The organism is Arenibacter certesii DSM 19833 (assembly GCF_000429545.1).
GTDB classification, from domain to species: domain Bacteria; phylum Bacteroidota; class Bacteroidia; order Flavobacteriales; family Flavobacteriaceae; genus Arenibacter; species Arenibacter certesii.
Map to the genome: position 1 here is coordinate 1 of NZ_AUCB01000037.1, position 25,568 is coordinate 25,568.

Below are 25,568 nucleotides of genomic sequence, written 5' to 3' on the forward strand. Positions count from 1 at the left end.
GATCTAGAGAAAGCATATAATTTATGCCAGAATCTATCTTGGATATTCAACAATACAAAGGACAAAACCTCGGCGCTCATAAGATTAGCGAAATGGGACGAAAAAGTGAGGCAGGCCAGCTTCAAAAGCTTCAGCACCATATCCAGGACAATGTCGATCCATTATCAAAATATCCTGAACTACTTTGACAACAGAAGCACCAACGCCTCGGCAGAATCATTCAATGCCAAGATAAAAGCATTTAGGGCACAGTTCAGGGGTGTCAGGAACGTAGAATTCTTCTTATATAGGCTGACAACTATTTTTGCTTAAATCCTTAATCCCACAACTTTTTGACTTGATCCGAAATGATCCCATGATCCTCAAAATTGTTGTACATATGATGTACAGTAAAAATAAAAAAAGGGTCTCAATCTCTTGAAACCCTTGTCTTTACTAGTAGCGGGAACTGGACTCGAACCAGTGACCTTCGGGTTATGAGCCCGACGAGCTACCTACTGCTCTATCCCGCGATGTGCGTTTCCAAAATAATCAACTTAGCTTTTAACTCTCAGTTCATAATGCTGACTGAATTATTTCGGACTGCAAAGATACACGCTTTTTACGATTAGCCAAACAATTTTCTAATTAAATTTCAAAAAGTTGTCATACTATTCCTGAAGACAGAGGTGATATGGTCTTAGGGCTGGCGTAAATTCCATTTCTTATCAGTAAATGAGTGGCTGAATAGTTTGAATAGTATAAATCCAATGTTCTGCTGTTCTAATATGTGTGAATTATGATAGGTATTAATAAATCTTTTGTTTTAAAATGCAATGTGATGTACCACCTTGTCAAATTCTTTATATTTTGTAGCGTTTTAAGAAGAGGTTATAATTTAATTCGCCCGACTACTTATGGATAACTACGGTTTTCTCTCCATCTTGCCACCCGTCATTGCAATAATTCTTGCCCTTAGAACTAAGCAAGTGTATATTGCCTTACTTTTTGGGATCTGGTTTTCTTGGATTATCATTCATGACTGGAATTTTCTTACAGGGACTTTGGCAACTGTAGAAGGTTTGGTCAATGTTTTTAAATCTCCGGGCAATACCAGGACCATAATGTTTAGTGCATTGGTAGGAGCCTTATTATTGTTTATTCAATACTCCAAAGGGGTTGAAGGATTTATCAATGTGCTAAATAAGGTAATTCGCTATTTCGAAAAGAAACAAACTGGTTATAGTAGGGTGGTAGTGCAACTTATGGCGCTACTTACAGGTATGCTATTGTTTGTAGAAACTAGTATTAGCTCTTTAACCGTAGGAACCTTATATAGACCGGTATTCGATAAGTTGAGGATCCCTAGGGAAAAATTAGCTTATATCGCCGACTCTAGTTCTGCACCCTCTTCTATTCTTATTCCCTTTAATGCTTGGGGTGCTTTTATAATGGGGTTATTACTTGCACAAGGGATAGAAGATCCCTTTGGGACTATGCTTTCTTCTATGGCGTATAATTTTTATCCCATTCTAGCTATTTTGTTTGTGTTTTTGGTGATTATTCTAAATAAGGATATTGGACCCATGGCAAAAGCTGAAAAACGGACATTGGAAACGGGGAAATTAATGAATGATAATGCCCAACCGATGTTATCTAGTACAGTAACATCCTTTGAATCTAAGAAGGGAATTAAGGCTAAAGCCTACAATATGATTGTGCCGTTGGCCACAATGGTATTGATGATGCCCTTTTTTCTTGCCTATACCGGATGGGATGCAGTTCCTGATGCTATTTCCTTTGGAGACCATGTTTTTAAAGCTATTGGTAATGGTTCTGGATCGTCTTCCGTATTATATTCCGTGTTAACAGCAATCTTGGTAGCTATGGTGCTTTATAGGTCGCAAAGGATTATGAAAACCAAGGAGATGGTAGAGTTGGCTTTGAAAGGGATTAGTGAACTTATGCCCTTGGCCCTGTTAATGTTATTGGCCTTCGCAATTGGGGATGCTTCAAATACATTAGGGACCGGGCAGTTTGTGGCCAATTGGTCTAAAGAATGGTTGTCTCCCGCTTTCTTGCCCGCAATTATTTTTGTAATCAGTTCTTTTATTGCTTTTTCAACTGGAACGTCTTGGGGAACATTTGCTATTATGATGGCAATTGCAGTGCCCATGGCAGATATCCATGGAGTTCCCTTGCCGTTCGTAGTGGCGGCAACTCTTGGAGGGGGTATCTTTGGAGATCACTGTTCCCCTATTTCCGATACCTCCATTATATCCTCCATGGCCTCGGGGAGCGATCATATAGATCATATTAATACGCAAATGCCCTATGCCTTAATCGGTGGTATAGTTACGGTGGTGCTATACGTTATTTTAGGGTTAATTATCATCTAGAACCAAGGATTCTATTACCTTTGTGTCAACATAAATTAATTTTGGAATATGTCTCATAAAGCCGGTTTTGTAAATATAATAGGAAATCCCAATGTCGGGAAATCCACGCTCATGAATGCTTTTGTAGGAGAGAAATTATCTATTATAACCTCTAAGGCCCAAACTACCAGACACCGGATATTAGGTATTGTAAATGGTGAGGATTTTCAAATGGTACTGTCTGATACACCCGGTATTATAAAACCTGCTTATGAATTACAGTCTTCTATGATGGGCTTTGTTAAATCGGCCTTTGAGGATGCGGATGTGTTGATCTACATGGTAGAGATAGGAGAGAAAGCTTTAAAGGACGAGCGTTTTTTTGAAAAAATTAAAAATAGTACTATTCCAGTTCTGTTGTTGCTGAATAAAATTGATATCTCTGAGCAAGGGATGTTGGAAGAGCAGGTGCAATATTGGCAAGAGCAGTTGCCCAATGCAGAAATTCATCCTATATCCGCATTACAGAATTTTAATGTGACGGAAGTGTTCCATAGAATTTTGGAGCTATTACCGGAGGCGCCAGCATATTATCCTAAGGATCAGCTAACAGATAAACCTGAGCGTTTCTTCGTGAACGAAACTATTAGGGAGAAAATTCTTCAATTTTATAAAAAAGAAATTCCGTACGCTGTTGAGATTGATACAGAGGAATTTTTTGAAGACGAAAAGATAATACGCATGCGTTCCGTAATTATGGTGGAAAGAGAGACGCAAAAAGGGATCATCATCGGTCATAAAGGTGCTGCCCTAAAAAGAGTAGGTGTGGAGGCGCGGAAAGATTTGGAGAAATTCTTCGAGAAGCAGGTGCACTTAGAGCTTTATGTAAAAGTGAACAAGAATTGGAGGAACGATCCTAATCAGCTCAAACGATTTGGTTATAACAATTAATCCTTATGTGGGGATTCCATAACATGGATGCCCACTCGTTGCATTAAAAAATTGTGTAGGCACTGCATTTGGTGCCTACCTTTTCTTTTGCCTCTTCTGCCAATAAAATATAATGCTGTCCATATAAGCACCATTAAAGCCAAAAGTCCTATTTGTAGCCCATAGGTTTTCCCTATAGCATGGCTGGAATAGGCCCAAGTTCCTATAGTTATAAATAGGGTTGCCACTACAAAATGGATGAACATAAAAAATGTCCATAGAGTTGGGTTAGGGCCAAATAGACCGTAAACTTTACTTTGACCCTCTTCTTGGTCAAGGATTTCGATTTGCAACTGGGGCGACCAGAAGTTGGATTCTGTTTTGTTGAATTTTATGAAAACATGATGATCCGAGATCCTCGTTATAAAAGGAGGTTCAGCTGAATTCTTGAACAGTTCTATAATTACGAGCACGTTTTCATTCAGTATGAGTTGAAACCTAGGTCGTAAGACAATACTGTTGGGGAGGGCCATTGAAGTAACTAACTATGAATAAAGGAGAAAAGATACTGTTTTTACCTCAATTATTAATAGTACTTTTGCATCAAATTTAAGTATATGAGTGCTATAGTTGCCATTGTAGGAAGGCCTAATGTGGGTAAATCCACCTTATTTAACCGACTTATCCAAAGAAGAGAGGCCATTGTTGATGCCGTGAGCGGGGTTACACGCGATCGCCATTACGGGAAGAGTGATTGGAACGGAGTAGAGTTTTCAGTGATTGATACTGGAGGATATGTGTTGGGTAGTGATGATGTTTTTGAAAAAGAAATAGATAAACAAGTAGAATTAGCAATAGATGAGGCAGATGCCATTGTATTTATGGTGGATGTAGAGTCAGGATTAACTGGCATGGATGAGGATGTAGCCAAATTATTGCGACGGGTAGATAAACCCATTTTTCTAGTGGTGAATAAAGTTGATAATGCAAAGAGGGCTCAGGAAGCAGTAGAGTTTTATTCGCTTGGACTTGGAGATTACTACACTATTGCCAGTATTAGCGGTAGTGGTACCGGAGATCTTTTGGATGATTTGGTAAAAGTGTTGCCAGAAAGAGCCAAGCAACCGGACGATTTACCGCGTTTTGCCGTAGTAGGGAGACCAAATGCTGGGAAATCTTCGTTTATAAACGCTCTTATTGGAGAGGAAAGATATATTGTTACCGATGTTGCAGGTACTACTAGAGATAGTATAGATACTAAATATAATCGTTTTGGATTTGAGTTTAATCTAGTGGATACCGCAGGGATTAGACGTAAGTCCAAAGTACGTGAGGATTTGGAATTTTACTCTGTAATGCGTTCTGTAAGGGCTATTGAGCATTCAGATGTTTGTATTGTAATGTTAGATGCAACTCGTGGCTTTGATGGGCAGGTAGAAAATATCTTCTGGTTGGCGCAACGTAATAACAAGGGTATCGTTATTCTAGTAAATAAATGGGATCTTATTGAAGATAAGGAAACCAATACTATTAAAGCGTATACTCAAAAAATAAAAGAGGCTATATCGCCATTTGTAGATGTGCCTATTCTTTTTATTTCCGTGCTTACCAAACAGCGTATTTTTAAAGCTATTGAGACAGCAGTAAAAGTCTATGAGAACCGCTCCAAAAAAGTGGTTACCAGAAAACTGAATGATATTATGTTGCCTATTATAGAGAATTATCCGCCTCCGGCGTATAAGGATAAGTACGTAAAGATTAAATTCTGTACTCAATTGCCTACCCCATATCCCCAGTTCGCATTCTTTTGTAATCTACCGCAATATGTAAGGGATCCTTACAAGCGATTTTTGGAGAATAAACTAAGAGAGAATTTCGATTTTACGGGAGTTCCCGTATCGGTGTTTATGAGGAAAAAATAAAGACAATCTTTTTTTTTCATGGGCTAGGTGCCCTTGGACTATTAAAGTTCTGTTAACCATTTGGGTCTTGCTAGGTGTTGGGTTATTTTTGGTCATTTGTGAAAACGCCAATAATCCAACACCAACTTACCTAATGACTAAATTAGTTTTTTCTACCCTACTTTCCTTTTTGTTTTTTTACACTTCTTATTCCCAGGATTTTACACTTAGTGGTAAAGTTGTAGATGCAATGACCAATACACCTTTGGAGGCGTCTACTATTTATGCGGAATCTATAAAGGATAGTACCCTAATTTCCTATACCATCTCTAATCAGAAAGGAGAATTTGAGCTGGAAGGTAAGACCCATTTGAAGGATGTAAAACTGTTTTTTACTTACAATGGATATAAGTCCTTAGTGATGGAGGTGAAGCTAAAGGAGAAAGTAGACTTAGGTAAGGTGCAATTGGAGGAGCAGGCAGAGGAATTAGATGAGGTACGCCTTGTAGGGCATAGAATTCCTATTGCTATAAAAAAAGATACGCTAGAATTTAATGCGGATTCTTTTAAAACCAGACCAGATGCCACGGTAGAAGATGTGTTGAAAAAATTACCGGGCGTGGAGGTGGATTCGGATGGTAAAATTACCGTAAACGGTAAAGAAGTAGACCGTGTATTGGTTAATGGGCAGGTGTTCTTTAGTAACGACCCCAAGGTGGCTACCAAGAGTCTGCCTAAAGATATTATAAGTAAAATCCAAATATCCGACACCAAGACAAAAAAGCAAGAATTTACAGGAGACGATGCCGATGGCGAGAATAAGACCATTAACCTAACCATCAAGAAAGATAAGAATAAAGGGTATATGGGGCGTGCTTCTGCAGGTTACGGTACGGATGATAGGTATCAGCTAAGTGGATTACTCAATTATTTCAACGATACCCAACGCGTAAGTTTTATAGGAGGTGCCAATAATATTAATAACTCCGGTTTCTCATACGATGAGATTTATGATATGGTAGGGAATTCTGGGGCCAGGGGATCTAGTCTTCTAAATAATTTTGGAAATGGGATTACGACTTCATCAAATTTGGGAGCTAGTTATGCCAATGCAAAAAAAGGTAAATATAAAGTAGACGGAAATTACTTTTTTGCGTACAGCGACTCTTATAATGATCAGATGACCAATAGGGAAAATATTTTGCCTGATCGTAGATATTTCACTGAAAATGTATCCAATTTTGTGGGGGCTACCAACTCTAATAAGGGGTCTGCAAACCTAGAATTTGATATTGACAAAACCCTTAGGGTGTCGGTACAACCCAACTTAAGTGTCAATTGGAACAACTCCAACAATAGTAATAATACGGTAAGTAAGAATGAGGACGGTGACCTAATAAATTCTAACGAGCGAGTGTCTATAAGCGATGGCTATCAGAGGAACTTCTCCAATAGGATTAGCCTAATGAAAAAATTAGATACCATTGGTACCATTCTAAGTTTTACCTTTTCTAATAATAATTCTGAAAATAAGAGTACTTCCAGTTTAAACTCTATTCGTGAAATATATGGTGACGATGCCAACTTAGAGATCTTGGATCAATTATCGGAAGTGGATAATAGGCAAGACTCCTACGACTTGGAGGCTTCTTTTAGGCAACCTTTGGGCAGTAAAGTATTCTTAAATCTAGGTTATCAGTTTTCTCACGAGCAAAGGGGAGATAATATAGAGGTAATGGATTACGATGATAATACGAATGGATACAATCTATTTAACGAAGCGTTGAGCTCCGATTTTAATTTTACCAACAAACAACAAACCCCTTCATTAGGAATCCAAAGTCAAGGTGAGAAACTTAACTTTATGGTCAGTGCAAATTATGTTTTTACCGATCTCAATAATACGGATTATTTAAGGAGTAGTAGCTTTTCCAATTCCTATGAAAACTTAACGTTCAACGGTAACATCAATTATACTTTAGGGAAAAATAAACGATTATCTCTTCGGTATAATTCTAGATTGAATATCCCTAATGTAAATCAATTGCAGCCAGTTCCAAATGTAAATAATCCTTTAAATATTGTTATTGGTAATCCAAACTTACAGCCGGGTGTAAATCACAGTATTAGTTTTAATTTTAATAATTACAATTGGAGGGAACGTAGTGGTGTTTATTTGTACTCTGGACTTAATATGCAAAATAACTGGGTTTCGGCTGTAACTACCACCGATGAGAATTTCTTAAGGACTACTAGATTTGCCAATGTCAATGGCAACTATAACGGTTATGGCGGCTTTGGTTATTCCAAACAGATTAAAAAAGATAGTGTGTACACGCTTAGGTTTAACATTAGGCCTAGCGTTAGTATAGATCAGCGAGTAAGTTTTACCAATGGGGTAGAGCTTAAAGGAAATAGCATTAGTGTTTTTCCTTACGTTTCTACTACCTACAATTATAAGGAGCTTTTGGAAATAGAACCAGGGTATGGGGTTTCGTTTAATAATACCAAATACAACCTAGATCGAATAGATGATATATCATATACTTCCCAGAACGCTAGTTTAAGGGTCACTAGTTATTGGCCAAAAAATTTAATTTGGGGGAACGACCTACGCTATAGCTATAACGGGAATGTTGGGCCAGGATTTAAGAAAGATGCCTTATTCTGGAATATGAGCCTAGGTCTTCAGGTGCTAAAGGAAAAGGGAACGATAAAAGTATTGGCATATGACCTGTTGGATCAGAATATAAATACACGTAGGACAACTGGAGAAGATTTTATCCAAGACTACCAGGGTACTATGTTAAAGCGCTATTTTATGGCTAGTTTTAGCTATAAATTTGATCAGTTTGGCGGTAAGAAACAAAGTAGGGGTAGGCGTTTCTAAGGCTTGTACCACTTTCTTCAAAAGTGATTCATTTATACGTGTTGTCTCGTATATTCTTGTTCTATTGACTGTGAATCCACTCCGCAAACCACACTAAGTTGTGGGGTGTATAGCTTTGTATAAGGGTTGAGATCTAATAACGGTATGGAGAGTAGATGGCCTTATCGTATTAATTAGTTTCTTTTATGGATGTTGTTTACGGCAAAATCTCGTAATTTTAAGGAATAACAACCCCTAATATATCAAGATATGGCAGCTAGCAATCCTGTGGTTTGGTTTGAAATATATGTAAACGAAATGGAAAGGGCCCGAGACTTCTATGAGGCTGTTTTAAAAATTAAATGTAGTATGCTTCCCATGCCTCAAGAGATTCAGGGTAATATAACCATGGTTGCGTTTCCGATGAATATGAATGCGTCTGGAGCAAGTGGTGCCTTAGTGAAAATGGATGATTTTAAAGCAGGTGGAAACAGTACTGTAGTGTATTTTAATTGTGACGATCGCGCAGTAGAAGAGAATAGAGTTGAAAAGGCTGGGGGAAAGGTATTTCAGGCCAAACATTCCATTGGGGAGTATGGGTTTGTTTCCTTAGCTTATGATACAGAGGGGAATATGTTTGGGCTACACTCTATGTCATAAAATTAGAAATCCATTTTAAGTTATGGTTTCTGTTTGCAGCTGCTAACTGTAAGGGAAGAGCTATTGCTATAGTACAATCGCAGGTGGTCCTCTTTAGCAAAAGAATTGGAGTGTTTAATATAATCAGATCTCTTACCAGCTTCCTCCTGCGCCACCTCCGCTAAAGCCTCCTCCACCAAATCCTCCGCCGAAACCACCGCCAAAGCTGCCGCCACTGCCAAACCCTCCTCCAGAAGAGCCAGTTCTACGGCCGCTACGTCCCATATTGCTAAGAATGATCATATCCCATATGTCTAATCCTGAAGATCTTCCGCCGCCCTTTCCGCCATTGTTGCCTCTATTGCCTCTTTTGGATAGAATTATCATAAAAACGATGAATATAATAATTGGAAGTACTGAAGACAATGGAAAGCCTTGGGATTGGCCAAACGTGCGGTCTTCTCTATACTTGCCACTTAAAGCTTGAATAATGGCATCGCTACCCTTATTTAGACCTGCGTAATAATCGTCCTTTTTAAACTCAGGGATAATAATGTTTCTTGTAATTTCACCTACAATTCCAGCGGTAAGTCTATCCTCTACACCATAGCCTGGAGATATCCAAATATTGCGTTCTTTCTCGGCCAGTAAAATAAAAACACCGTTATCTTTATCTGCTTGTCCAATGCCCCATTTATGAGCCCATCTGGGTGTTAGTAAGCCTATGTTTTCGCCATTTATAGTATTGACTATTGCAATAACTATTTGGGTTGAAGTAGAATCTGCATAAGAAAGGAGCTTTGTCTTTAACGCTTGTTCTTCTGCAGGGGTTAGCATTTTAGCGTAATCATAAACACTGGTGGGTGTTTTTGGTGTCTCGGGAATATCGAATTGAGCGAAAATGCTTGTGCAACACGCTATAAGGATCCAGGATAAAAGTGTTCTTTTAAACATTAATTTTGCGATTTACCCTTTTGAGATCTCATCAGAAAGCTCATTTGTATCATCTTCTCGCCAAGGAAAATGCGTTTTAAGTTCTTTTCCGGCAAGCAAAATACCTTCTGTTAGGCCTTGTTTAAATCTCTTTTCTTTAAAATGCGAGATAATTGTATTCTTGGTGGCATCCCAGAAATTTCTTGGTACTACTTGGTCTATCCCTTTTCCCCCACATATTGCAAATGTGTGATCCTTTGCTGCTATATAGATCAAAACCCCATTGTCATTTTTAGTATTGTACATTTTTAAATGATGAAAAACTTCCTTGGCGCGTTCCAATGGGTCTTTCCCAATGCCATTCTCAATGTGCACGCGAATTTCCCCTGAAGTATTTCGTTCTGCGGTGCGAATGGCTTCAATAACTTCTTGCTCTTCTATGGCGGTTAAAAAATCTTCGCTGGCGGACATTTTCTTCTAATTAAAATCAAATTCAACATCTACAGGTTTTTCAGCCCCTGGCTCAGAATCGAAATAAGGCTTGTCATCAAACCCTAACCAACCCGCTAGAATAGAGTTTGGAAAAGTTTTTACGTGGTTGTTATATGGTTTTATGGCCTCATTAAAACGTGTTCTGGAGGTCTGTATGGTATTTTCTGTACTTGTTAATTCATCCTGAAGTTTTAAAAAGTTTTGGTTTGCTTTTAAATCTGGATATCGTTCCACAGTTACTAGAAGTCTAGACAGTGCACTGCTTAATCCTCCTTGTGCTTGATTAAATTCTTGTAATTGTTCCGCAGTGATATTGGAAGGGTCAATGGTGGTCTGAGTAGCTTTGGAACGTGCTTCTATAACATCTGTTAGGGTATTGCGTTCAAAATCAGCAGCGCCTTGTACCGTTTTTACCAGATTTCCAATAAGATCATTACGGCGTTGATACGAGGTTTGAACATTACCCCATGCCTCACTTACATTTTCATTTAACTTAATGGCGGTATTATTGAAGCCTACACCCCAACGATAAAGCCCAAATGCGATAATAATAATGACGATTACCGGGATTAACCATTTTTTCATACGTTTTATTTTTATAGATGTTAGAGTTTATAGTTGATTTTTAATTTTTATCAATTCTGCTTTTACCTTTTCTAATTTTTGAATGACATCAAAAGTAGTCAAGGTTTTTAATTTATTTTCCTTCAATTGAATTTTTGCTCCTTCAAGAGTAAAGCCGCGTTGCTTTACCAAATGGTAGATAAGTTGAAGGTTTTTAATGTCTTCTGGGGTAAATTTTCTATTACCCTTGGCGTTTTTTTTAGGTTTAAGTACATCAAATTCCTTTTCCCAAAAGCGGATAAGGGAGGCATTAACCTTAAAGGCTTTGGCAACTTCGCCTATTCCGTAATATCTTTTTTCAGGGAGATCTATATGCATTAATCTAAAGATTGATTTTCTTGTGTAGCATATTTCAGCATATTCTCAAACTCTTCCGCGGTTAAACTTCCGTAGTAAAAATTTATAGGATTTATACGTTCATTGTCTTTCCACACTTCATAATGCAAGTGTGGTGCTTCAGATCTTCCTGTATTTCCTACGAAACCTATAAGGTCTCCTCTCTCTACTTTTTGACCCGTTTTAACATTGTACTGACTTAAATGGGCGTAGAGAGTCATATAACCATAGCCGTGATCTATCCTAATGTGCTTTCCGTATCCTGAAGAATTGTTGTCTGCTCTTTCTACCTTACCATCCCCAGATGCGTATATAGGGGTGCCTTTTGGTGAAGTAAAATCCATTCCCCAATGCATTTTCCGAGCTTTAGTAAAAGGGTCTGTGCGCCATCCATATCCCGAAGCCATTCTAGTAAGGTCTTCATTTTTTATTGGTTGTATGGCGGGGATTGCCGCTAAAAGTTTTTCCTTCTCTTCTGCTAACTTGGTGATCTCATCCAGAGATTTTGATTGGATTACCATTTGCTTTTGAATGATTTCCAGTCGCCTAGTAGACGCTATAATCATATCAGAGTTATTGTAGCCCTCCAAGGATTTATATCGGTTTATTCCACCAAAACCAGCTCTTCTTTGCTCTTCTGGAATAGGATTGGCTTCAAAATACAGCCTATAAAGATTGTTATCCCTTTCTTCTATATTGCCCAAAACCTGTTCTATTTGAGACATCTTTCTGTTGAGAATTTCAAACTGGAGTTCGTAATTCTTAAGTTCTCGCTGTAAGGAAAGTTCGTGCGGAGTGTTGATTAAGTTGGTATTCAATAAAAATATCAATCCTAAAAAACCAAAAAGTAATGAGCCCAGAAAAAAGAAGGCAATATTTCTATACCTTTTTGCCTTTTTGGGTTCTATCTTTCGATAAGATAGGGTGTCCGGGTCGTAATAATATTTTACCTTAGACATGTATGTAATTTATTCTATTTTTGTGCCGGCAATTATCAGCTACCCGCAAAGTTAAGAAATGTTTTCTAGCATCAGTTAAATATATAAAAAGCTTACCAATATAGATGAGATCTCAAGAAATTAGAGCCAAGTTTTTAGAATTTTTTAAGGAAAGAACTCATAAAATTGTTCCTTCTGCGCCCATGGTCATAAAAGATGATCCAACCTTGATGTTCACCAATGCCGGAATGAACCAGTTTAAGGAGTTTTTCTTAGGCAATTCCGTTCCTAAACACACAAGGGTGGCAGATTCCCAAAAGTGCCTCAGGGTGAGTGGAAAACATAACGATCTGGAAGAGGTGGGTAAGGATACCTACCACCATACTATGTTTGAGATGTTAGGGAATTGGAGTTTTGGAGATTACTTTAAAGAAGATGCAATAGCATGGGCTTGGGAATTTCTAACAGAGGTCTGTGAAATAGATAAGGATTGTCTATATGTAACTGTTTTTGAAGGTAGTAAAGATGCAGACAATCTAGAACAAGATACGGAGGCCTTGGAATTATGGCGCAAACACGTGGCAGAAGATAGAATTCTGTTTGGTAATAAAGCAGATAACTTTTGGGAAATGGGCGATCAGGGCCCTTGCGGACCCTGTTCAGAAATTCATGTGGATATCAGAACAAAGGAAGAGAAAGAGCAGGTTTCTGGTGCTTCCTTAGTGAACATGGACCATCCCGAAGTAGTGGAAATATGGAACTTGGTATTTATGCAATACAACAGGAGGGCTAACGGGAACCTGGAGCCATTGCCTGCAAAGCATGTAGATACTGGTATGGGGTTTGAACGACTCTGTATGGTGATGCAAAATGTCCGTTCCAACTATGACACAGATATATTTACCCCACTCATAAGAGAGGTAGAGACTATAGCGAATGCCAAATATGGTAAAGACGAAAAAGTGGATATAGCCATTAGGGTGATAGTAGATCATATTAGAGCTGTGGCCTTTTCTATTGCAGACGGTCAACTACCCAGCAATACGGGAGCTGGTTATGTAATCCGAAGGATTCTTAGAAGAGCTATTAGATATGGGTTTACTTTTTTGGATACCAAGGATCCATTTATGTATAGATTGGTTAAGGTGCTTGCTGATAAAATGGGCGAAGCCTTCCCAGAACTTAGAGTACAAAAACAGTTGATAGAGAATGTGATTAAGGAAGAGGAGCAATCTTTCTTGAAGACCTTAGACCAAGGGTTAATATTGTTAGATACCATGATCTTGGCGAACAAAGGGCGTACTGTAGATGGGAGAAAGGCTTTTGAACTCTATGATACCTTTGGGTTCCCAATAGACCTAACAGCACTTATTTTAGGTGAGAGAGGTTATGAGTTGGATGAAAAGGGATTTGAGGCTGCCATGCAAGAACAAAAGGATCGCTCTAGGTCGGCCTCCGAAGTTTCCAAAGATGATTGGGTAGTCTTATCAAATGATCTAGAGCAGGAGTTTGTTGGTTATGATTTAATGGAGACCTCCGTTAAGCTAGTGAAGTATAGAAAAGTGACTTCTAAAAAAGAGGGAGAACAATACCAAATGGTGTTTAACCTAACCCCATTTTACCCTGAAGGTGGTGGACAGGTTGGCGATAAAGGCTATTTAGAAGCTTCAAATGGGAACGTATACTATATTTTAGATACTAAAAGGGAGAATAATGAAATTGTTCATTTCACCAAGGAATTGCCAGTTGAAGTAGATGAGAATCTTAAGGCTGTTGTAGATAAAAAGCAACGCTGGAGAACTGCATGTAACCACACCGCTACCCATCTTTTACACCAGGCGTTACGGGAGGTATTAGGTGACCACGTAGAGCAGAAAGGTTCCGCGGTACACTCAAAATATTTACGATTCGATTTCTCACATTTTTCTAAGCTTACTGTAAGTGAGATACGGGATATAGAAAGTTTCGTTAACTCGCGTATCTACGGCAATTTACCCCTACAGGAACAAAGGGGCATTCCAATGGAAGAAGCCTTAAAACAAGGAGCTATGGCTCTTTTTGGAGAGAAATATGGGGATACGGTAAGAACCATCCGCTTTGGACAATCTATTGAACTTTGTGGGGGTACCCATGTGAAGAATACAAGAGATATTTGGCATTTTAAAATTAGGTCCGAAGGAGCGGTGGCTTCAGGAATACGTAGAATAGAAGCCATTACCTCAGACGCCGTTAAAGATTTTTATTCGGAGAACAATAAGTTAATGCTCGAAATCAAAGATCTATTGAATAATGCAGTAGACCCAGTGAAGGCCGTGTCTTCCCTGCAAGAAGAAAATGCATTGCTTAAAAAACAAATAGAAGGGTTTTTAAAGGATAAAGCCAGGAATTTAAAAGGGGAGCTTTTAAAAGAGCTAAGCGAGGTAAACGGAGTTCAGTTCCTTGCAAAAAAGGTAGATCTGGATGCCGCTGGTATTAAAGACCTATCCTTTGACATGGGAAGTAATAAGGATAACTTATTCCTATTATTCGCTACAGAACAGGATGGGAAGGCTTTATTATCTTGCTATATCTCCAAAGAAGTGGTAGCTGAGAAGAATTTAAATGCCGGAACTATAGTACGGGAATTGGGGAAATGTATTCAAGGTGGCGGGGGAGGTCAGCCTTTCTTCGCTACCGCAGGTGGAAAGAACCCTGCAGGTATTCCAGAAGTATTAAATAAGGCAAAGGAATATTTAGACTAATGTCAAGTTTTTGTTTGAAACGATAAGGAATACATGCGCTTCAACAAATAGTATATTGCAGTATGGTTTTTAAATGAAGTGCGGAAGCGGATGAAGCTACAGACCCATATACCACTAAAGAAGGCAAAGGGCCTAATGGACTACCAAAGCAGGGTAGTTTTGTTGGGCTCCTGTTTTTCTAAAAATATTGGGGACAAGCTAGATTATTTTAAATTTCGGACGCTTTGTAATCCGTTTGGAACGCAATTTCATCCCAAAGCTATAGAGCAGTTGGTGTGTAGATCTATTGAAAAGGAAAATTACACCGAAGAGGATGTTTTTTTTCATAATGGACTATGGCACTGTTTTGATGCGCATTCCGATTTATCGGCGCATTCTAAAGATCAATTGCTGCAGAATCTAAATTCAGGCTTACGTATCGCTTTAGATCATATTACTAAGGCTACACACATAATAATTACTTTGGGTACAGCTTGGGCATATAGGCACAATGCAACAGATAAAGTGGTTGCTAACTGCCATAAGGTTCCGCAAAAGGAGTTCTCTAAGGAAATAGTTTCCATAGATTCCAATGTAAAGAGTCTCAGGAATATTGTGGAAGGTATTGAGAGCGTAAATAAAAGTGCCCAATTTATTTTTACAGTTTCTCCTGTAAGGCATCTCAAGGATGGGTTTGTGGAAAATCAACTTAGTAAAGCGATCCTAATTACCTCAATCCATTCCCTTCTTAATGGCACAGTAACTAGGGGGCACTACTTTCCGTCTTATGAAATTATGATGGATGAATTGCGAGATTACCGTTTTTATAACACAGATATGATTCACCCCAACCCTTTGGCCATAGATTACATATGGGAAAAATTTATTTATGTTTGGATGTCAGAATCTGCATTTCCTGTTATGGAAAGGGTTGCCAAGGTTCAAAAAGGAATGCAGCATAGGCCATTTAATTTATCTTCAGAACAGCATAAACAGTTTCTAGATAAACAACAACAAAAAATTATGGATCTCCAAGAGGAGTACCCATTTATGAAATTTTAAGAAATGAGAAATATTATAATAGGGATAGTGCTAACCTTAACGGTGGTATTAGTTTTCCGTTCCTGCTCCGAGGACAAAAAGAAGACTTCTATTTTGGAGGAGAATTCCATGTTAATACAAGAGCAAGTAAATAATGTGGCCAAACTAATCGTTACCGAGGGACACTTTGCTGAAGTGTATAATTATAAAGATTCCCAACAACTATTTGGACCATTGATCACTGCAGATAAAAAGGCGCTAGTAGTTGTAAATGCAGAGGTGACCGTAGCCTATGATCTAAGCAAGATTGATTTTGAAGTGGACAAGGAGTCCAAAACTTTGTATATACGAAGTATTCCTAAAGCAGAGATTAAGATTTATCCCGATTTTGAGTATTACGACGTTACCGCAGACTTCCTAAACCAATTTAATGCGGGAGATTATAATAAGATAAAGAGAAACGTTAATGCTTCTCTGATGAAGAAAATAGACGCTTCTTCCCTAAAGTCCAATGCTGAAAACCGACTGATAAGTGAGCTGTCTAAGTTTTTGGTGCTAACGAATACCATGGGCTGGACCTTGGTCTATGGTGATAATACCATAGAGAGTTTAGAGGAATTAAAACCTTCCAATCCACTTATTAAAAATTAGATAAGGTTAAAACTTACCTTAAGTGGATGTTGGCCCACTTAATGTACTGTTCCCAATCATAATCCGTAACATCATGCTTACCTGTACGTATATGGTAGGCAACAGTGTTATGGATAGGTAAGTTTGTACTGGGCATCTCCATGTCACCAATACCTTTCTTGCCGTATAATTCATAAACAGACGATGCGTATTTAGCAGATAAAAATTCACCTCTTGGGTCTGCCCATCTATCTTCTTCTGCGCTTGCGACATATAAAGGTCTTGGTGCAATAAGGGCCAATAGTTGGTGTTGGTCTACGACTAAGGCCTCCTCATTATTATTATATTGTTTAAAGTTAGTGCAGAACCAATGAGGAAAGCGTTGATTTATAACAGCTAAAGTTTCCCCATATTTTCGTTTGGACATTGCGGCGCCACCACATCCCGAATTGTTGGAAATAACACCAGCAAATCTTTGGTCGTTGGCTCCTGCCCAAAGGGCTGCTTTTCCTAATCTGGAATGTCCAAAAGCAATAACCTTTGTAGCCTCAATTTCAGGATTCGTTTCAAAATAATCCATTGCTTTGCTCAAGCCCCATGCCCAGGCGGCAATACTTCCCCATTCATCTGGTTTTGGTTGATTTTGATTTTCACCGTATAAAAGATGGTGGATTCCGTCGGAAAAATCATTTTTGTCTGGATCCACTTCTCCATAGTAAATGGTAGCAAGGCCATAACCCGCATCTATGATTTTGTCAATTGCCCATCGATTGGTGCGCTTTCCCCGTGATGCTGCCGTTAAGGTGTTATTCTCAATACCAAATTCTTTATTGTTATCGGTCCATGCAGTTGAAATTATTACCGATTCGTCTTCAGTTATCGTATGATTTCCATAAAAATTATAGCCTAAAAAAACGGCTGTATTTTTTACATGTTTTGGGAGATAAAGCAAAATAGTAAAACTCAATTCTTTATTGTTCTTAGTAAAAGTCAGTTCTACCTGTGTGCGCTTAGCTTTTCCATTAAGCGCATTGTGGTCTTGTTCTAAGATGTTGTATGAATCTATCTTAAGATTTTCGGGCACCCGTCCATAAACATTTTCTCTAAAAAAAGCATGTAATTCCGGCCTTCTTGATTTTTCCCAGGCTGTATTGGTGCTAATGGTTTCTCCTTTAAAGGTGGTTAAGGGATTTGGTACCTCAAAAAAAGGTACTTCGCTTTCAGTGTAATTGGTTTGGGCTTTGGAAATGGACATGGAAATAAAGAATAAGAGCATTGTAAGATGAACTGGCATTTTCATAACATTATAAATTAATGGTCATCTAAACTCTGTAACTGTTTAATTTAGACAAAAGTCTAAATTACTAAATTTTTATCTACCAGTTCTAACCCGTCATCTATTAAACGTCCTACGCTAGGCTTGTTGCGCTTTACATTGCCGAGATGGGTGGTAATCTCATTAGCAAACTCTCTGTCTCCGCTCTTTATAGCCAACTCATATAATTCCACAGATAAGAGCCAATCTTCGGGATGATTCAACAGGAGTTCCTGGAATACTTTGTTTCGTGAGATATTGGTGTTCTTTCCTACCCTAAACTCCCTAACTTGTTTGTACAGCTGCTCCAAGTGGAGACCTACTTTGGTCTTGGCAGCCTTAATGGTAGTATCGGAAATTTTGTGGGTAATAAGGTCAAAGCTAGATAAGTCTGCCGGACCATTGAAAACAGAAACAATAGATTGACCAACTGCCATATTATATAATCCTTGTTCTGGATGGAAAAGTAGTTGATCGTGGTGTTTTACGGTGCAGTTCGAAAAGGTGATCAAGATAATTTCTCCTTTTAAATTTCGTGTTCCAGTTATAATCTGCCCGCTTACGGTGATACCTCCAACAAATTCTAGGGTAACCACTTCACCTTCATAAATATTATAAGCCTTTAAATCCCTTGGACTCATATCTTCAATGGCAATATTTATTCCCATTAAATTTCCTATTGGGGAACCAAATCCATTGGGGTAATGCTTGCTCCCATGACCAATTAGTTCCTTCTCTCTATAGGAAAGCGCAGTTTTGCCTTCAGTGAAAAAATAAATGGGCTTCCCTTCATGGGCTATGGCCTTATTAAATTTCCCAGAAATTTGAATACCAGTGCTTAGTTCTACGGTACCCAATTCTTTTGATTCTACTAATTTTTCCAATCCGCTTAAACCGCCTTTACGGAGCGCCATTGTGTTAGCAAATTCTTCTAGTACTTGGTTGAGGTAAGCAAAATCTGGTGTTACATACAGTTGAGGTTGGGGTTTAGTAATATCAAATGGAGTGTGTACCGCTTCAATAGAATATGGTATTTTCTTTACTTCATCGGTCATGCACCAAGCGCTTTCTCCAATAGAGGATAATAACCCTGCGCCATATATTTTAGGGTTCTCCAAGATACCAATTAGTCCGTATTCCACCGTCCACCAATGTAGATTTCTAATGAGGGCCATTTCACTGGGTTCTCCCATATTCTGCTGTAATTCCTCAATCCGCTTTTCTGCCTTATCAATAAGGTCTTGGGGTGTTCCCTCAGCTTCTTTTATGATGGAAAGGTGTCTTACGGCTTCATAGAGTTCATAGTCTTTTTTACTAGAAATTGCTTTGCTGCCAATTTCCCCAAACCTTCTTAGGTATTCTGCATATTCAGGGTTGGCTATAATTGGCGCATGTCCTGCTCCTTCATGAATTATATCTGGAGCTGGGGTGTATTCTATGTGCTCCAACTGTCTTATGTCGGAAGCGATCACCAAAATGTTATAGGCTTGAAATTCCATAAATGCACTTGGTGGAATAAACCCGTCTACAGCTACCGCAGCCCAACCAATTTCTTTCAAAATACGGTTCATTCCGTACATATTGGGGATATGGTCTATGGCAATTCCCGTTTTATGGAGGCCGTCTACATAACTTTTATGAGCCACCTTACTGAGATAGTCAACATTTTTTCGCATTACATACCGCCATACTGCCTGGTTTATTGCAGTGTATTCCTCATAGTCCTGAGGTTTTATAAATTGCTTCAAATGCTGGGGAAGCTTATCCAGTATATAATTGCTTTCGAAGGCCATCTGCTCTGTTTTAAAATAAAGGTACAAAAAAGCCACGCCTTAAGGGAGTCTTGCTTTCTTAAGGCGTGGCTAATACAGAAAATTATGGTTGTCTGTAAATCTTGGTACCTCGCTAGCTGTAATAACAACTAAAAGGATTATTTTTTTAGGAAGTGCTTTAGCTTGGCTTTTTATTTACGATCAGATCCTGGGGGGTAGGCTTGCAGAATTTCGGCAACAAATTCTTTTATACGGGCCTCTTTCTTTTCAATATTTTTTATGTTGTGCAGACTGCCAACGCCTCTTCCTTGCCATACCAGTTCCTTGTTTTTGGCATCTATAATATCTATATATAAAGAGCCTTCTGTTCTTGTGCTTACATTGCTGTTACTGTAGGGGCCTCCCCAGAAATAAGGATTCCATCCCCAACCATAATACCCGCTGCCCCAATAGTTGCTATAAACATCTACTTGCTGCCTTTCCTTCGTAAAAATACTTAGAAGGATATCTGGCTCATTAGATTTTACGAATCCTCGGGAGCTCATTTCGGAATCAATGGCTTTTAAGATTCTTTTTTTATCCAAATCGGAAATTTGCGCCTTGTCTATTCCCGTCTTATAAAAAGCGTAGGTCTTAAAGGTGTCAAAATTAGCTTCCCTATCATAATCTGTTAAAACTTGTACAGATGTACACGAAACTAAAAGAAGTAAGGCGAAAATAGGGACGATTAAAAATCTAATATTTTTCATAGCTGTTATTTTTTTGAATTTATACTCCTTATAAATAATCTCAAAAACCATGCCGAACGGAGCGGTGCTAGTTTCTGCGGTTAGTGCGCGGATTATAGCCGTAAGGACAATGTCTACAGCCACTTTCACAACAATATCCTCTTTTTAATAGGTATTGTTTTGTGAAAACTTTGTATCCTTCCTCTGAAAGATAATAATCCCCTTCCTCCAATGGTATTAACTTCTTCATCTGTGTAAATTTATAGGATTTAAATGAAAAATGAGACTATAACCTCCTTCTTTGGTGATATTTGGTTCTTGTCTACGTATTTTTAGGTAGTTAACCCAAATTAGGTAGTTTTAAATCGAATAGAGTCTGTTTTTTAAATAGGGACCTTTATCTTTGGGTAAGTTGTAATTCTTTTGATTTTATGATCATTGTATTTAAACATCTTTTTTATAAAAATTATGTCGGACTATCGCTATGGCCGTTTATCATAGTGAAGAACCTCGAGTTAAAAAATGATGCGGTGCTCATCAATCATGAAAAGATTCATTTGAAGCAGCAACGGGAATTATTAATTATTCCGTTTTATTTGATTTACCTGTTGGAGGGGTTAATCCGTTTTTTTATTTATTTTGATGCCTATACCGCCTATCGAAACATCAGTTTTGAACGCGAGGCATATTGTAATGAATCCAACCTACTTTATTTGCAACAACGAAGTCCGTATAGTTTTATTAAATATCTTTGGGGTGAAAAGCGTTAGGCGTGTCAGTAATCCATCAACAAGTTGCACTTTCCTTATTAAGTGAAAAGCAGGTATCCCTTATTGTAAAAAGGGAAGATTTGAATCATCCTTTTATTTCTGGAAATAAATTACGTAAGTTAAAATACAACCTGATAGAAGCTCAAAACCAAGGCCACCATACCATTGTCACTTTTGGTGGTGCATATTCCAATCATATTGCGGCTACTGCATATGCAGGGAGAGAGATGGGTTTGCGAACCGTTGGGATAATAAGAGGAGAGGAATTAAGAGAGGGTTATAAAAGTAATCCTACACTGGCACAAGCCAGTAAAAACGGAATGGAATTTATTTTTATTACTAGAGAACAGTATAGGGACAAAAGCAATCCTCATTTTTTACGGATTTTACAGGATAGAGTAGGAGAATTCTATCTGGTTCCGGAAGGGGGAACCAATGACTTGGCAATAAAAGGTTGTGAAGAAATATTGGAAGATAGCGACCATAATTTTGATTATATATGTTGTAGTGTAGGAACAGGAGGTACCTTGGCCGGAATTATAAATTCTTCTGACTCAACAAAAAAGGTAATAGGGTTTGCTTCCCTAAAAGGTGATTTTCTAACAAAAGATATTCGTAATTTTGTCACCAAGGATAATTGGGAAGTAAGGACTGATTATCACTTTGGTGGTTATGCCAAAGTATCCGGACCGCTTATATCATTTATAAATTGGTTAAAGCGAGAAACCGGCATTCCAACAGACCCCATTTATACTGGAAAGTTGTTCTATGGTGTTCTGGATCTAATGAAACAGAATTATTTTAAACCTGGGTCGTCTATCTTGGTAATACATACTGGGGGATTGCAAGGGATTGAAGGCATGAATTTAATATTAAAGAAGCGACAGCAACCATTGATAGAAGTATGATAAAAAGAATAATAGCGGTATTTATTTTTGGATCTTTAATGATCGCTTGCGGATCTAAAAAACGGGTTACACATACAAAGAAACCAATAGAGAGAACGGTGAAAAAGCCTGCCGAAAGAACAGCTGTTAAAGAATACGAACAGGACAGCGGTGTGCTGTATCCACTTCCAGAGGATACTGGAGATTTTGTTCAATTTTCTATTAACTCCGTGGAGGAGTATATAGCGTCTTTTGCTGATATTGCCCGTTTTGAAATGAAGGCATATGGTATCCCGGCTAGTATTACTTTGGCCCAAGGAATCTTGGAGAGTGGTGCAGGTAGAGGGTCTCTTACCCAAAGGACCAATAATCATTTTGGAATAAAATGTCATGTCGGTTGGGAAGGGGATTATGATTTTCACGATGATGATGAAAAAGGAGAGTGCTTTAGGAAGTACAATCATCCTATGTATTCCTTTAGGGACCGTAGTATCTTTTTATCTTCCCGTGCGCGGTATGCCTTTCTATTCGAATTGGATCATGACGATTATGTGGGCTGGGCCAATGGTTTAAAAAAAGCTGGCTATGCCACGGACCGAAAATATCCTGATAAATTAATTTCAGTTATACAACGTTACCAGTTAGATAAATATGACCAAGAAGTTATAAAAACCGGGAGAATAGTAAAAAAGGAACCTAAACAATATAATTTCGAAACATATGTGGTTAGAAAGGGAGATACCTTGTATTCCATTGCTAGAAAGTACTTTGTCTCCGTTCCAGACTTGATGAAAATGAATAATATGAAGAACAGTAATTTGGCGGTAGGTCAAAAGCTGACCGTTAAAGCTGAAAAAAAATAGGTAATAATGAGATATAAAAGAAGTAGTGCGTTGTTTGCCGAAGCGCAAAAATTTATTCCAGGAGGGGTAAACTCTCCAGTAAGAGCGTTTAAAGCAGTGGGTGGTGACCCCATATTCGTTAAAGAAGCCAAAGGTGCTTATTTGTATGATGAGGATGGTAATCGTTTAATAGACTATATAGCTTCTTGGGGGCCTTTGATTTTGGGCCATGCCTATGAACCCGTAATTAATGCGGTAATAGAGAAAGCTAAAAAAGGAACATCTTTTGGAATGCCTACCGAAATAGAGACCCAATTGGCAGAATTGGCTGTTTCCATGGTACCCAATATAGATAAAATCCGATTTGTCAATAGCGGTACCGAAGCTTGTATGAGTGCGGTTAGGTTGGCTAGAGGTTATACTGGAAAGGATAAGGTAATTAAATTTGCAGGATGTTACCACGGGCATTCAGACTCCTTTCTGATCCAAGCGGGTAGTGGAGCAGTAACTTTTGGCACTCCAAACAGTCCTGGGGTTACCCAAGGTACAGCCAGAGACACTCTTTTGGCTAAATACAATAATTTGGAAAGTGTAAAATCCTTGGCAGTGGCCAATAAAGGGGAAATAGCTGCCGTTATAATAGAACCGATTGCAGGTAATATGGGATGTATTATTCCTGAGGAAAGCTTTATAAAAGGACTAAGAGAACTCTGTACCCAAGAAGGGATATTATTAATTTTTGATGAGGTAATGACCGGATTTAGACTCGCTAAGGGCGGAGCCCAAGAAGTATTGGGAATAGATGCGGATATCGTAACCTTTGGGAAAGTTATAGGTGGTGGATTACCCGTAGGTGCTTTTGCCGCACGGGATGAGATTATGGGTTATTTAGCTCCAGATGGCCCAGTTTACCAGGCAGGCACACTTAGCGGTAACCCTTTAGCGATGAGTGCGGGATTAGCCATGTTGACCGAACTAAACAAGAATCCCAATGTGTTTAGAAGCCTTGCTGATAAGACTGCCTATTTAGGAGCTGGACTGGCCAAGGTATTGTCCGAAAATAATATTCCCTTTCAAAAAAATAGATTTGGCTCTATGATGTCTATTCACTTTACGGATGAACCCGTAGTAGATTTTGAAAGCGCTGTTAAAGGGAACAATGATAAATTTAAAAAATATTTCCACGGGATGTTGAGAGAGGGTGTTTATCTTCCTCCTAGTGCATTTGAAAGCTATTTTTTAAACGATGCACTTACCTATGAGGATTTGGATGCTACAATTGCTGCCCTTTCCAATATCGTAGATGATCTTAAATAATACACTATTAGAATAGGTGCTTGCCTTCTAAGTTCCCTCTAAAGAGAGGGAAGGGTGCTTGGAAGGCAGATTACCTACTGGTATTGTATTATTGTTTCTTTTTTCTATCTCTATTATTGCCTTTGCTTCTCCCTTTTCTTTTAGACATCCTATCGGCTTTTGTGCTTTCCCATTTCTCAAATTGTTCCTTAGTAAGTATTTTTTGTAATTGTTGCTTTTGTGCAATTTGATGGTCTAAACGTTCATTTTTAAGAGCATATCGTTCTTCCGAGGTCGGCTTCTTCATCTCTCCGTTTTCCTTTTTTGCTCTCATCTCTTTTACTTTCTCCATGCGAAGAGTCGCATTTTCCACATTTAACTTTTGGATCTGAGCTTGTTGGGTATCATTTAAACCTAGAGATAATGTCATTTGTTTGGTTTGAAGGGTGGCCATATGTTCTGGGCTCATATCCTTCATTCCTTTTCTGTGATCATTCTGTGCGAAAGCTGTAAAGCCTATCATTAACAAGATTGTAAAAGTTAATTTTCTCATCATCTGAAATTTTAAGTTGTTTAATACTAGGATACTGGAAATGAAGTTAGGTTTAATCACAGCTATTAACTTTAGTAAAGTTTAACAACCACTTATTTTAGTTCTGATGAGCACTATGGTGTGCGGATTTTACTTAAATGAGAAATTAATCTAATCATTGAACTAGACCATGTCCGCAAGGTAAAATGTTTTATTTGTAGGTGTGTTCCTTAGTTTAACGGTAAGGTAAGAACATTAAATAGAAACTAAAGGGATTGTAATATCAGCAAACATCCTGATTTAATAAAAATTAAGAATTACCCAGATGTGGTTTAAATTATAGGGAAGAGAATTAACTATAATATAAAAGCCGTACTATTCTAATAGGACGGCTTTGTTGGTGTTAATTGTTTGTTTTTGTGTATGCCTATTACGTAATAATGAAATAACCCATTATTCAAGGCTGGCAATAGAATTGTTTACCTTCTCATTGCTTTCTATGGTTAATGCTTCTTTTTCGGTAGTGGATTCCTCTTGTAGGTGATTGCAAATCAATGCCGAAGCGACGAATCCGATAAGATAAAAAAGACTTTTAATTCTGTAGTTCATAGATTTGAGGAATTAATTAATACCTCTAAATTAAATGAAGTTTTAAATTAGTAAGTTCAAATGTTGTGAAAGAGTTCTTTTTTGTTGTGAAGATACGCAATAGTGTTTTTAAGTTTTTAAGAACCTGAATATTGAGGCTGTTCCGTGGTTTCGTACAGCTCGCTAATTCTTTCATTAGGTTTAAGCGTGTCACTATCCTCAATAGTAGTTTTCACAGATTGGACTGGGATGGACTGTTCGTTCTCTATATCCATAGAGTAATAGAGTAGGGATGATCCCATAAAACAGATAAAATAAAGAAGGCTTTTTATTTTGTAAGACACGGTTTGGGGGTTTTAAAATAATATATCAAATGTAGGAATTATCTTTAGAAGTTTTACAGAAAGTGTCATATTTTGTGAAACTTT

At 38.2% G+C, this 25,568-nt stretch carries 26 protein-coding genes and 1 tRNA gene; 13 read left to right on the top strand and 14 right to left on the bottom strand.

The annotated features are described in order from the left end of the window. On the top strand, positions 1-312 hold a 312-nt coding region (locus G466_RS23570), incomplete at its 5' end, for a transposase (RefSeq protein ID WP_240488305.1). Between the two features lie 127 nt (positions 313-439). Here the strand turns inward: G466_RS23570 and G466_RS0115760 are convergent. Next, positions 440-512: transfer RNA gene (locus G466_RS0115760), tRNA-Met, on the bottom strand. A 384-nt stretch (positions 513-896) separates the two neighbouring features. Between G466_RS0115760 and G466_RS0115765 the strand changes: the two genes are divergently transcribed. Further along, positions 897-2,378 carry a Na+/H+ antiporter NhaC family protein gene (locus tag G466_RS0115765; RefSeq protein ID WP_026814520.1) on the top strand — a complete coding sequence of 494 codons (1,482 nt, stop codon included), beginning with the start codon at positions 897-899 and terminating at the stop codon, positions 2,376-2,378. A gap of 48 nt (positions 2,379-2,426) precedes the next feature. Continuing rightward, complete coding sequence (gene era / locus G466_RS0115770; protein ID WP_026814521.1) at positions 2,427-3,308, top strand: GTPase Era; 882 nt, start codon at positions 2,427-2,429, stop codon at positions 3,306-3,308. On the opposite strand, the gene G466_RS0115775 is transcribed toward era, so the two are convergent. Beyond that, a complete protein-coding gene (locus tag G466_RS0115775; RefSeq protein WP_229797242.1) occupies positions 3,305-3,760 on the bottom strand; it encodes a GTP-binding protein in 456 nt (151 codons plus the stop codon). The two genes, era and G466_RS0115775, sit on opposite strands and share 4 nt — an antisense overlap. Before the next feature lie 144 nt (positions 3,761-3,904). Between G466_RS0115775 and der the strand changes: the two genes are divergently transcribed. From der to G466_RS0115790, 3 genes are all read left to right on the top strand, one after another. Continuing rightward, complete coding sequence (gene der, locus G466_RS0115780) at positions 3,905-5,209, top strand: ribosome biogenesis GTPase Der (RefSeq protein WP_026814523.1); 1,305 nt, start codon at positions 3,905-3,907, stop codon at positions 5,207-5,209. A 133-nt stretch (positions 5,210-5,342) separates the two neighbouring features. Further along, positions 5,343-8,078 carry an outer membrane beta-barrel protein gene (locus G466_RS0115785; RefSeq protein ID WP_034235941.1) on the top strand — a complete coding sequence of 912 codons (2,736 nt, stop codon included), beginning with the start codon at positions 5,343-5,345 and terminating at the stop codon, positions 8,076-8,078. A 249-nt stretch (positions 8,079-8,327) separates the two neighbouring features. Then, the gene (locus G466_RS0115790; RefSeq protein ID WP_026814525.1) at positions 8,328-8,717 is read left to right on the top strand and encodes a VOC family protein; all 390 of its coding nucleotides are present in this window, start codon (positions 8,328-8,330) and stop codon (positions 8,715-8,717) included. Positions 8,718-8,849: 132 nt separating this feature from the next. On the opposite strand, the gene G466_RS0115795 is transcribed toward G466_RS0115790, so the two are convergent. Genes G466_RS0115795 through G466_RS0115815 form a run of 5 tightly spaced genes read right to left on the bottom strand, consistent with a single transcriptional unit; the run spans position 8,850 to position 12,040 of the window. Beyond that, positions 8,850-9,650: a TPM domain-containing protein gene (locus G466_RS0115795; RefSeq protein ID WP_034235944.1), complete on the bottom strand. Its 801-nt coding sequence runs from the start codon at positions 9,648-9,650 to the stop codon at positions 8,850-8,852. Positions 9,651-9,662: 12 nt separating this feature from the next. Further along, a complete protein-coding gene (locus G466_RS0115800; RefSeq protein WP_026814527.1) occupies positions 9,663-10,100 on the bottom strand; it encodes a TPM domain-containing protein in 438 nt (145 codons plus the stop codon). Between the two features lie 6 nt (positions 10,101-10,106). Then, positions 10,107-10,706 (bottom strand): LemA family protein, encoded by a 600-nt coding sequence (locus G466_RS0115805; protein WP_026814528.1) that lies wholly within the window; start codon positions 10,704-10,706, stop codon positions 10,107-10,109. Between the two features lie 27 nt (positions 10,707-10,733). Further along, a complete protein-coding gene (locus tag G466_RS0115810; protein WP_026814529.1) occupies positions 10,734-11,063 on the bottom strand; it encodes a MerR family transcriptional regulator in 330 nt (109 codons plus the stop codon). Next, positions 11,063-12,040 carry a M23 family metallopeptidase gene (locus G466_RS0115815; protein WP_026814530.1) on the bottom strand — a complete coding sequence of 326 codons (978 nt, stop codon included), beginning with the start codon at positions 12,038-12,040 and terminating at the stop codon, positions 11,063-11,065. The genes G466_RS0115810 and G466_RS0115815 overlap by 1 nt, the downstream gene beginning before the upstream one ends. Before the next feature lie 104 nt (positions 12,041-12,144). Between G466_RS0115815 and alaS the strand changes: the two genes are divergently transcribed. The 3 genes from alaS (at position 12,145) to G466_RS0115830 (ending at position 16,431) form a co-directional block, all read left to right on the top strand. Beyond that, the gene (alaS, locus tag G466_RS0115820) at positions 12,145-14,760 is read left to right on the top strand and encodes an alanine--tRNA ligase (protein ID WP_026814531.1); all 2,616 of its coding nucleotides are present in this window, start codon (positions 12,145-12,147) and stop codon (positions 14,758-14,760) included. 90 nt (positions 14,761-14,850) lie between these two features. After that, positions 14,851-15,801 carry a GSCFA domain-containing protein gene (locus G466_RS0115825; RefSeq protein WP_026814532.1) on the top strand — a complete coding sequence of 317 codons (951 nt, stop codon included), beginning with the start codon at positions 14,851-14,853 and terminating at the stop codon, positions 15,799-15,801. 3 nt (positions 15,802-15,804) lie between these two features. After that, positions 15,805-16,431 carry a DUF4230 domain-containing protein gene (locus tag G466_RS0115830; RefSeq protein ID WP_026814533.1) on the top strand — a complete coding sequence of 209 codons (627 nt, stop codon included), beginning with the start codon at positions 15,805-15,807 and terminating at the stop codon, positions 16,429-16,431. A 13-nt stretch (positions 16,432-16,444) separates the two neighbouring features. Here G466_RS0115830 and G466_RS0115835 read toward each other — a convergent pair whose 3' ends face one another. The 4 genes from G466_RS0115835 to G466_RS24130 form a co-directional block, all read right to left on the bottom strand. Then, entirely contained in the window at positions 16,445-17,710 is a 1,266-nt protein-coding gene (locus G466_RS0115835) for a glucuronyl esterase domain-containing protein (RefSeq protein WP_026814534.1), read from the bottom strand. A gap of 56 nt (positions 17,711-17,766) precedes the next feature. Then, positions 17,767-19,518: an aromatic amino acid hydroxylase gene (locus G466_RS0115840; protein ID WP_026814535.1), complete on the bottom strand. Its 1,752-nt coding sequence runs from the start codon at positions 19,516-19,518 to the stop codon at positions 17,767-17,769. A 170-nt stretch (positions 19,519-19,688) separates the two neighbouring features. After that, the gene (locus G466_RS0115845; RefSeq protein WP_026814536.1) at positions 19,689-20,246 is read right to left on the bottom strand and encodes a DUF4136 domain-containing protein; all 558 of its coding nucleotides are present in this window, start codon (positions 20,244-20,246) and stop codon (positions 19,689-19,691) included. Between the two features lie 67 nt (positions 20,247-20,313). Next, positions 20,314-20,475, bottom strand: coding sequence for a DUF5522 domain-containing protein (locus G466_RS24130; protein ID WP_169720763.1), 162 nt, complete (start codon positions 20,473-20,475; stop codon positions 20,314-20,316). A 181-nt stretch (positions 20,476-20,656) separates the two neighbouring features. Here G466_RS24130 and G466_RS0115850 point away from each other — a divergent pair, with 181 nt between their 5' ends. Genes G466_RS0115850 through hemL form a run of 4 tightly spaced genes read left to right on the top strand, consistent with a single transcriptional unit; the run spans position 20,657 to position 24,041 of the window. Then, on the top strand, positions 20,657-20,995 hold the full coding sequence (locus G466_RS0115850; RefSeq protein ID WP_026814537.1) for a hypothetical protein: 339 nt from the start codon (positions 20,657-20,659) through the stop codon (positions 20,993-20,995). A 2-nt stretch (positions 20,996-20,997) separates the two neighbouring features. Further along, the gene (locus tag G466_RS0115855; protein WP_026814538.1) at positions 20,998-21,903 is read left to right on the top strand and encodes a 1-aminocyclopropane-1-carboxylate deaminase/D-cysteine desulfhydrase; all 906 of its coding nucleotides are present in this window, start codon (positions 20,998-21,000) and stop codon (positions 21,901-21,903) included. Next, entirely contained in the window at positions 21,900-22,745 is an 846-nt protein-coding gene (locus G466_RS0115860; RefSeq protein ID WP_026814539.1) for a glucosaminidase domain-containing protein, read from the top strand. The genes G466_RS0115855 and G466_RS0115860 overlap by 4 nt, the downstream gene beginning before the upstream one ends. Before the next feature lie 6 nt (positions 22,746-22,751). Further along, positions 22,752-24,041 (top strand): glutamate-1-semialdehyde 2,1-aminomutase, encoded by a 1,290-nt coding sequence (gene hemL, locus G466_RS0115865; protein WP_026814540.1) that lies wholly within the window; start codon positions 22,752-22,754, stop codon positions 24,039-24,041. 88 nt (positions 24,042-24,129) lie between these two features. Here hemL and G466_RS0115870 read toward each other — a convergent pair whose 3' ends face one another. From G466_RS0115870 to G466_RS23935, 3 genes are all read right to left on the bottom strand, one after another. Beyond that, positions 24,130-24,576, bottom strand: coding sequence for a DUF4890 domain-containing protein (locus G466_RS0115870; protein ID WP_157373930.1), 447 nt, complete (start codon positions 24,574-24,576; stop codon positions 24,130-24,132). 429 nt (positions 24,577-25,005) lie between these two features. Next, complete coding sequence (locus tag G466_RS23930; protein WP_157373933.1) at positions 25,006-25,161, bottom strand: hypothetical protein; 156 nt, start codon at positions 25,159-25,161, stop codon at positions 25,006-25,008. Positions 25,162-25,277: 116 nt separating this feature from the next. Next, a complete protein-coding gene (locus tag G466_RS23935) occupies positions 25,278-25,484 on the bottom strand; it encodes a hypothetical protein (RefSeq protein WP_157373935.1) in 207 nt (68 codons plus the stop codon). Positions 25,485-25,568 lie beyond the last annotated feature (84 nt).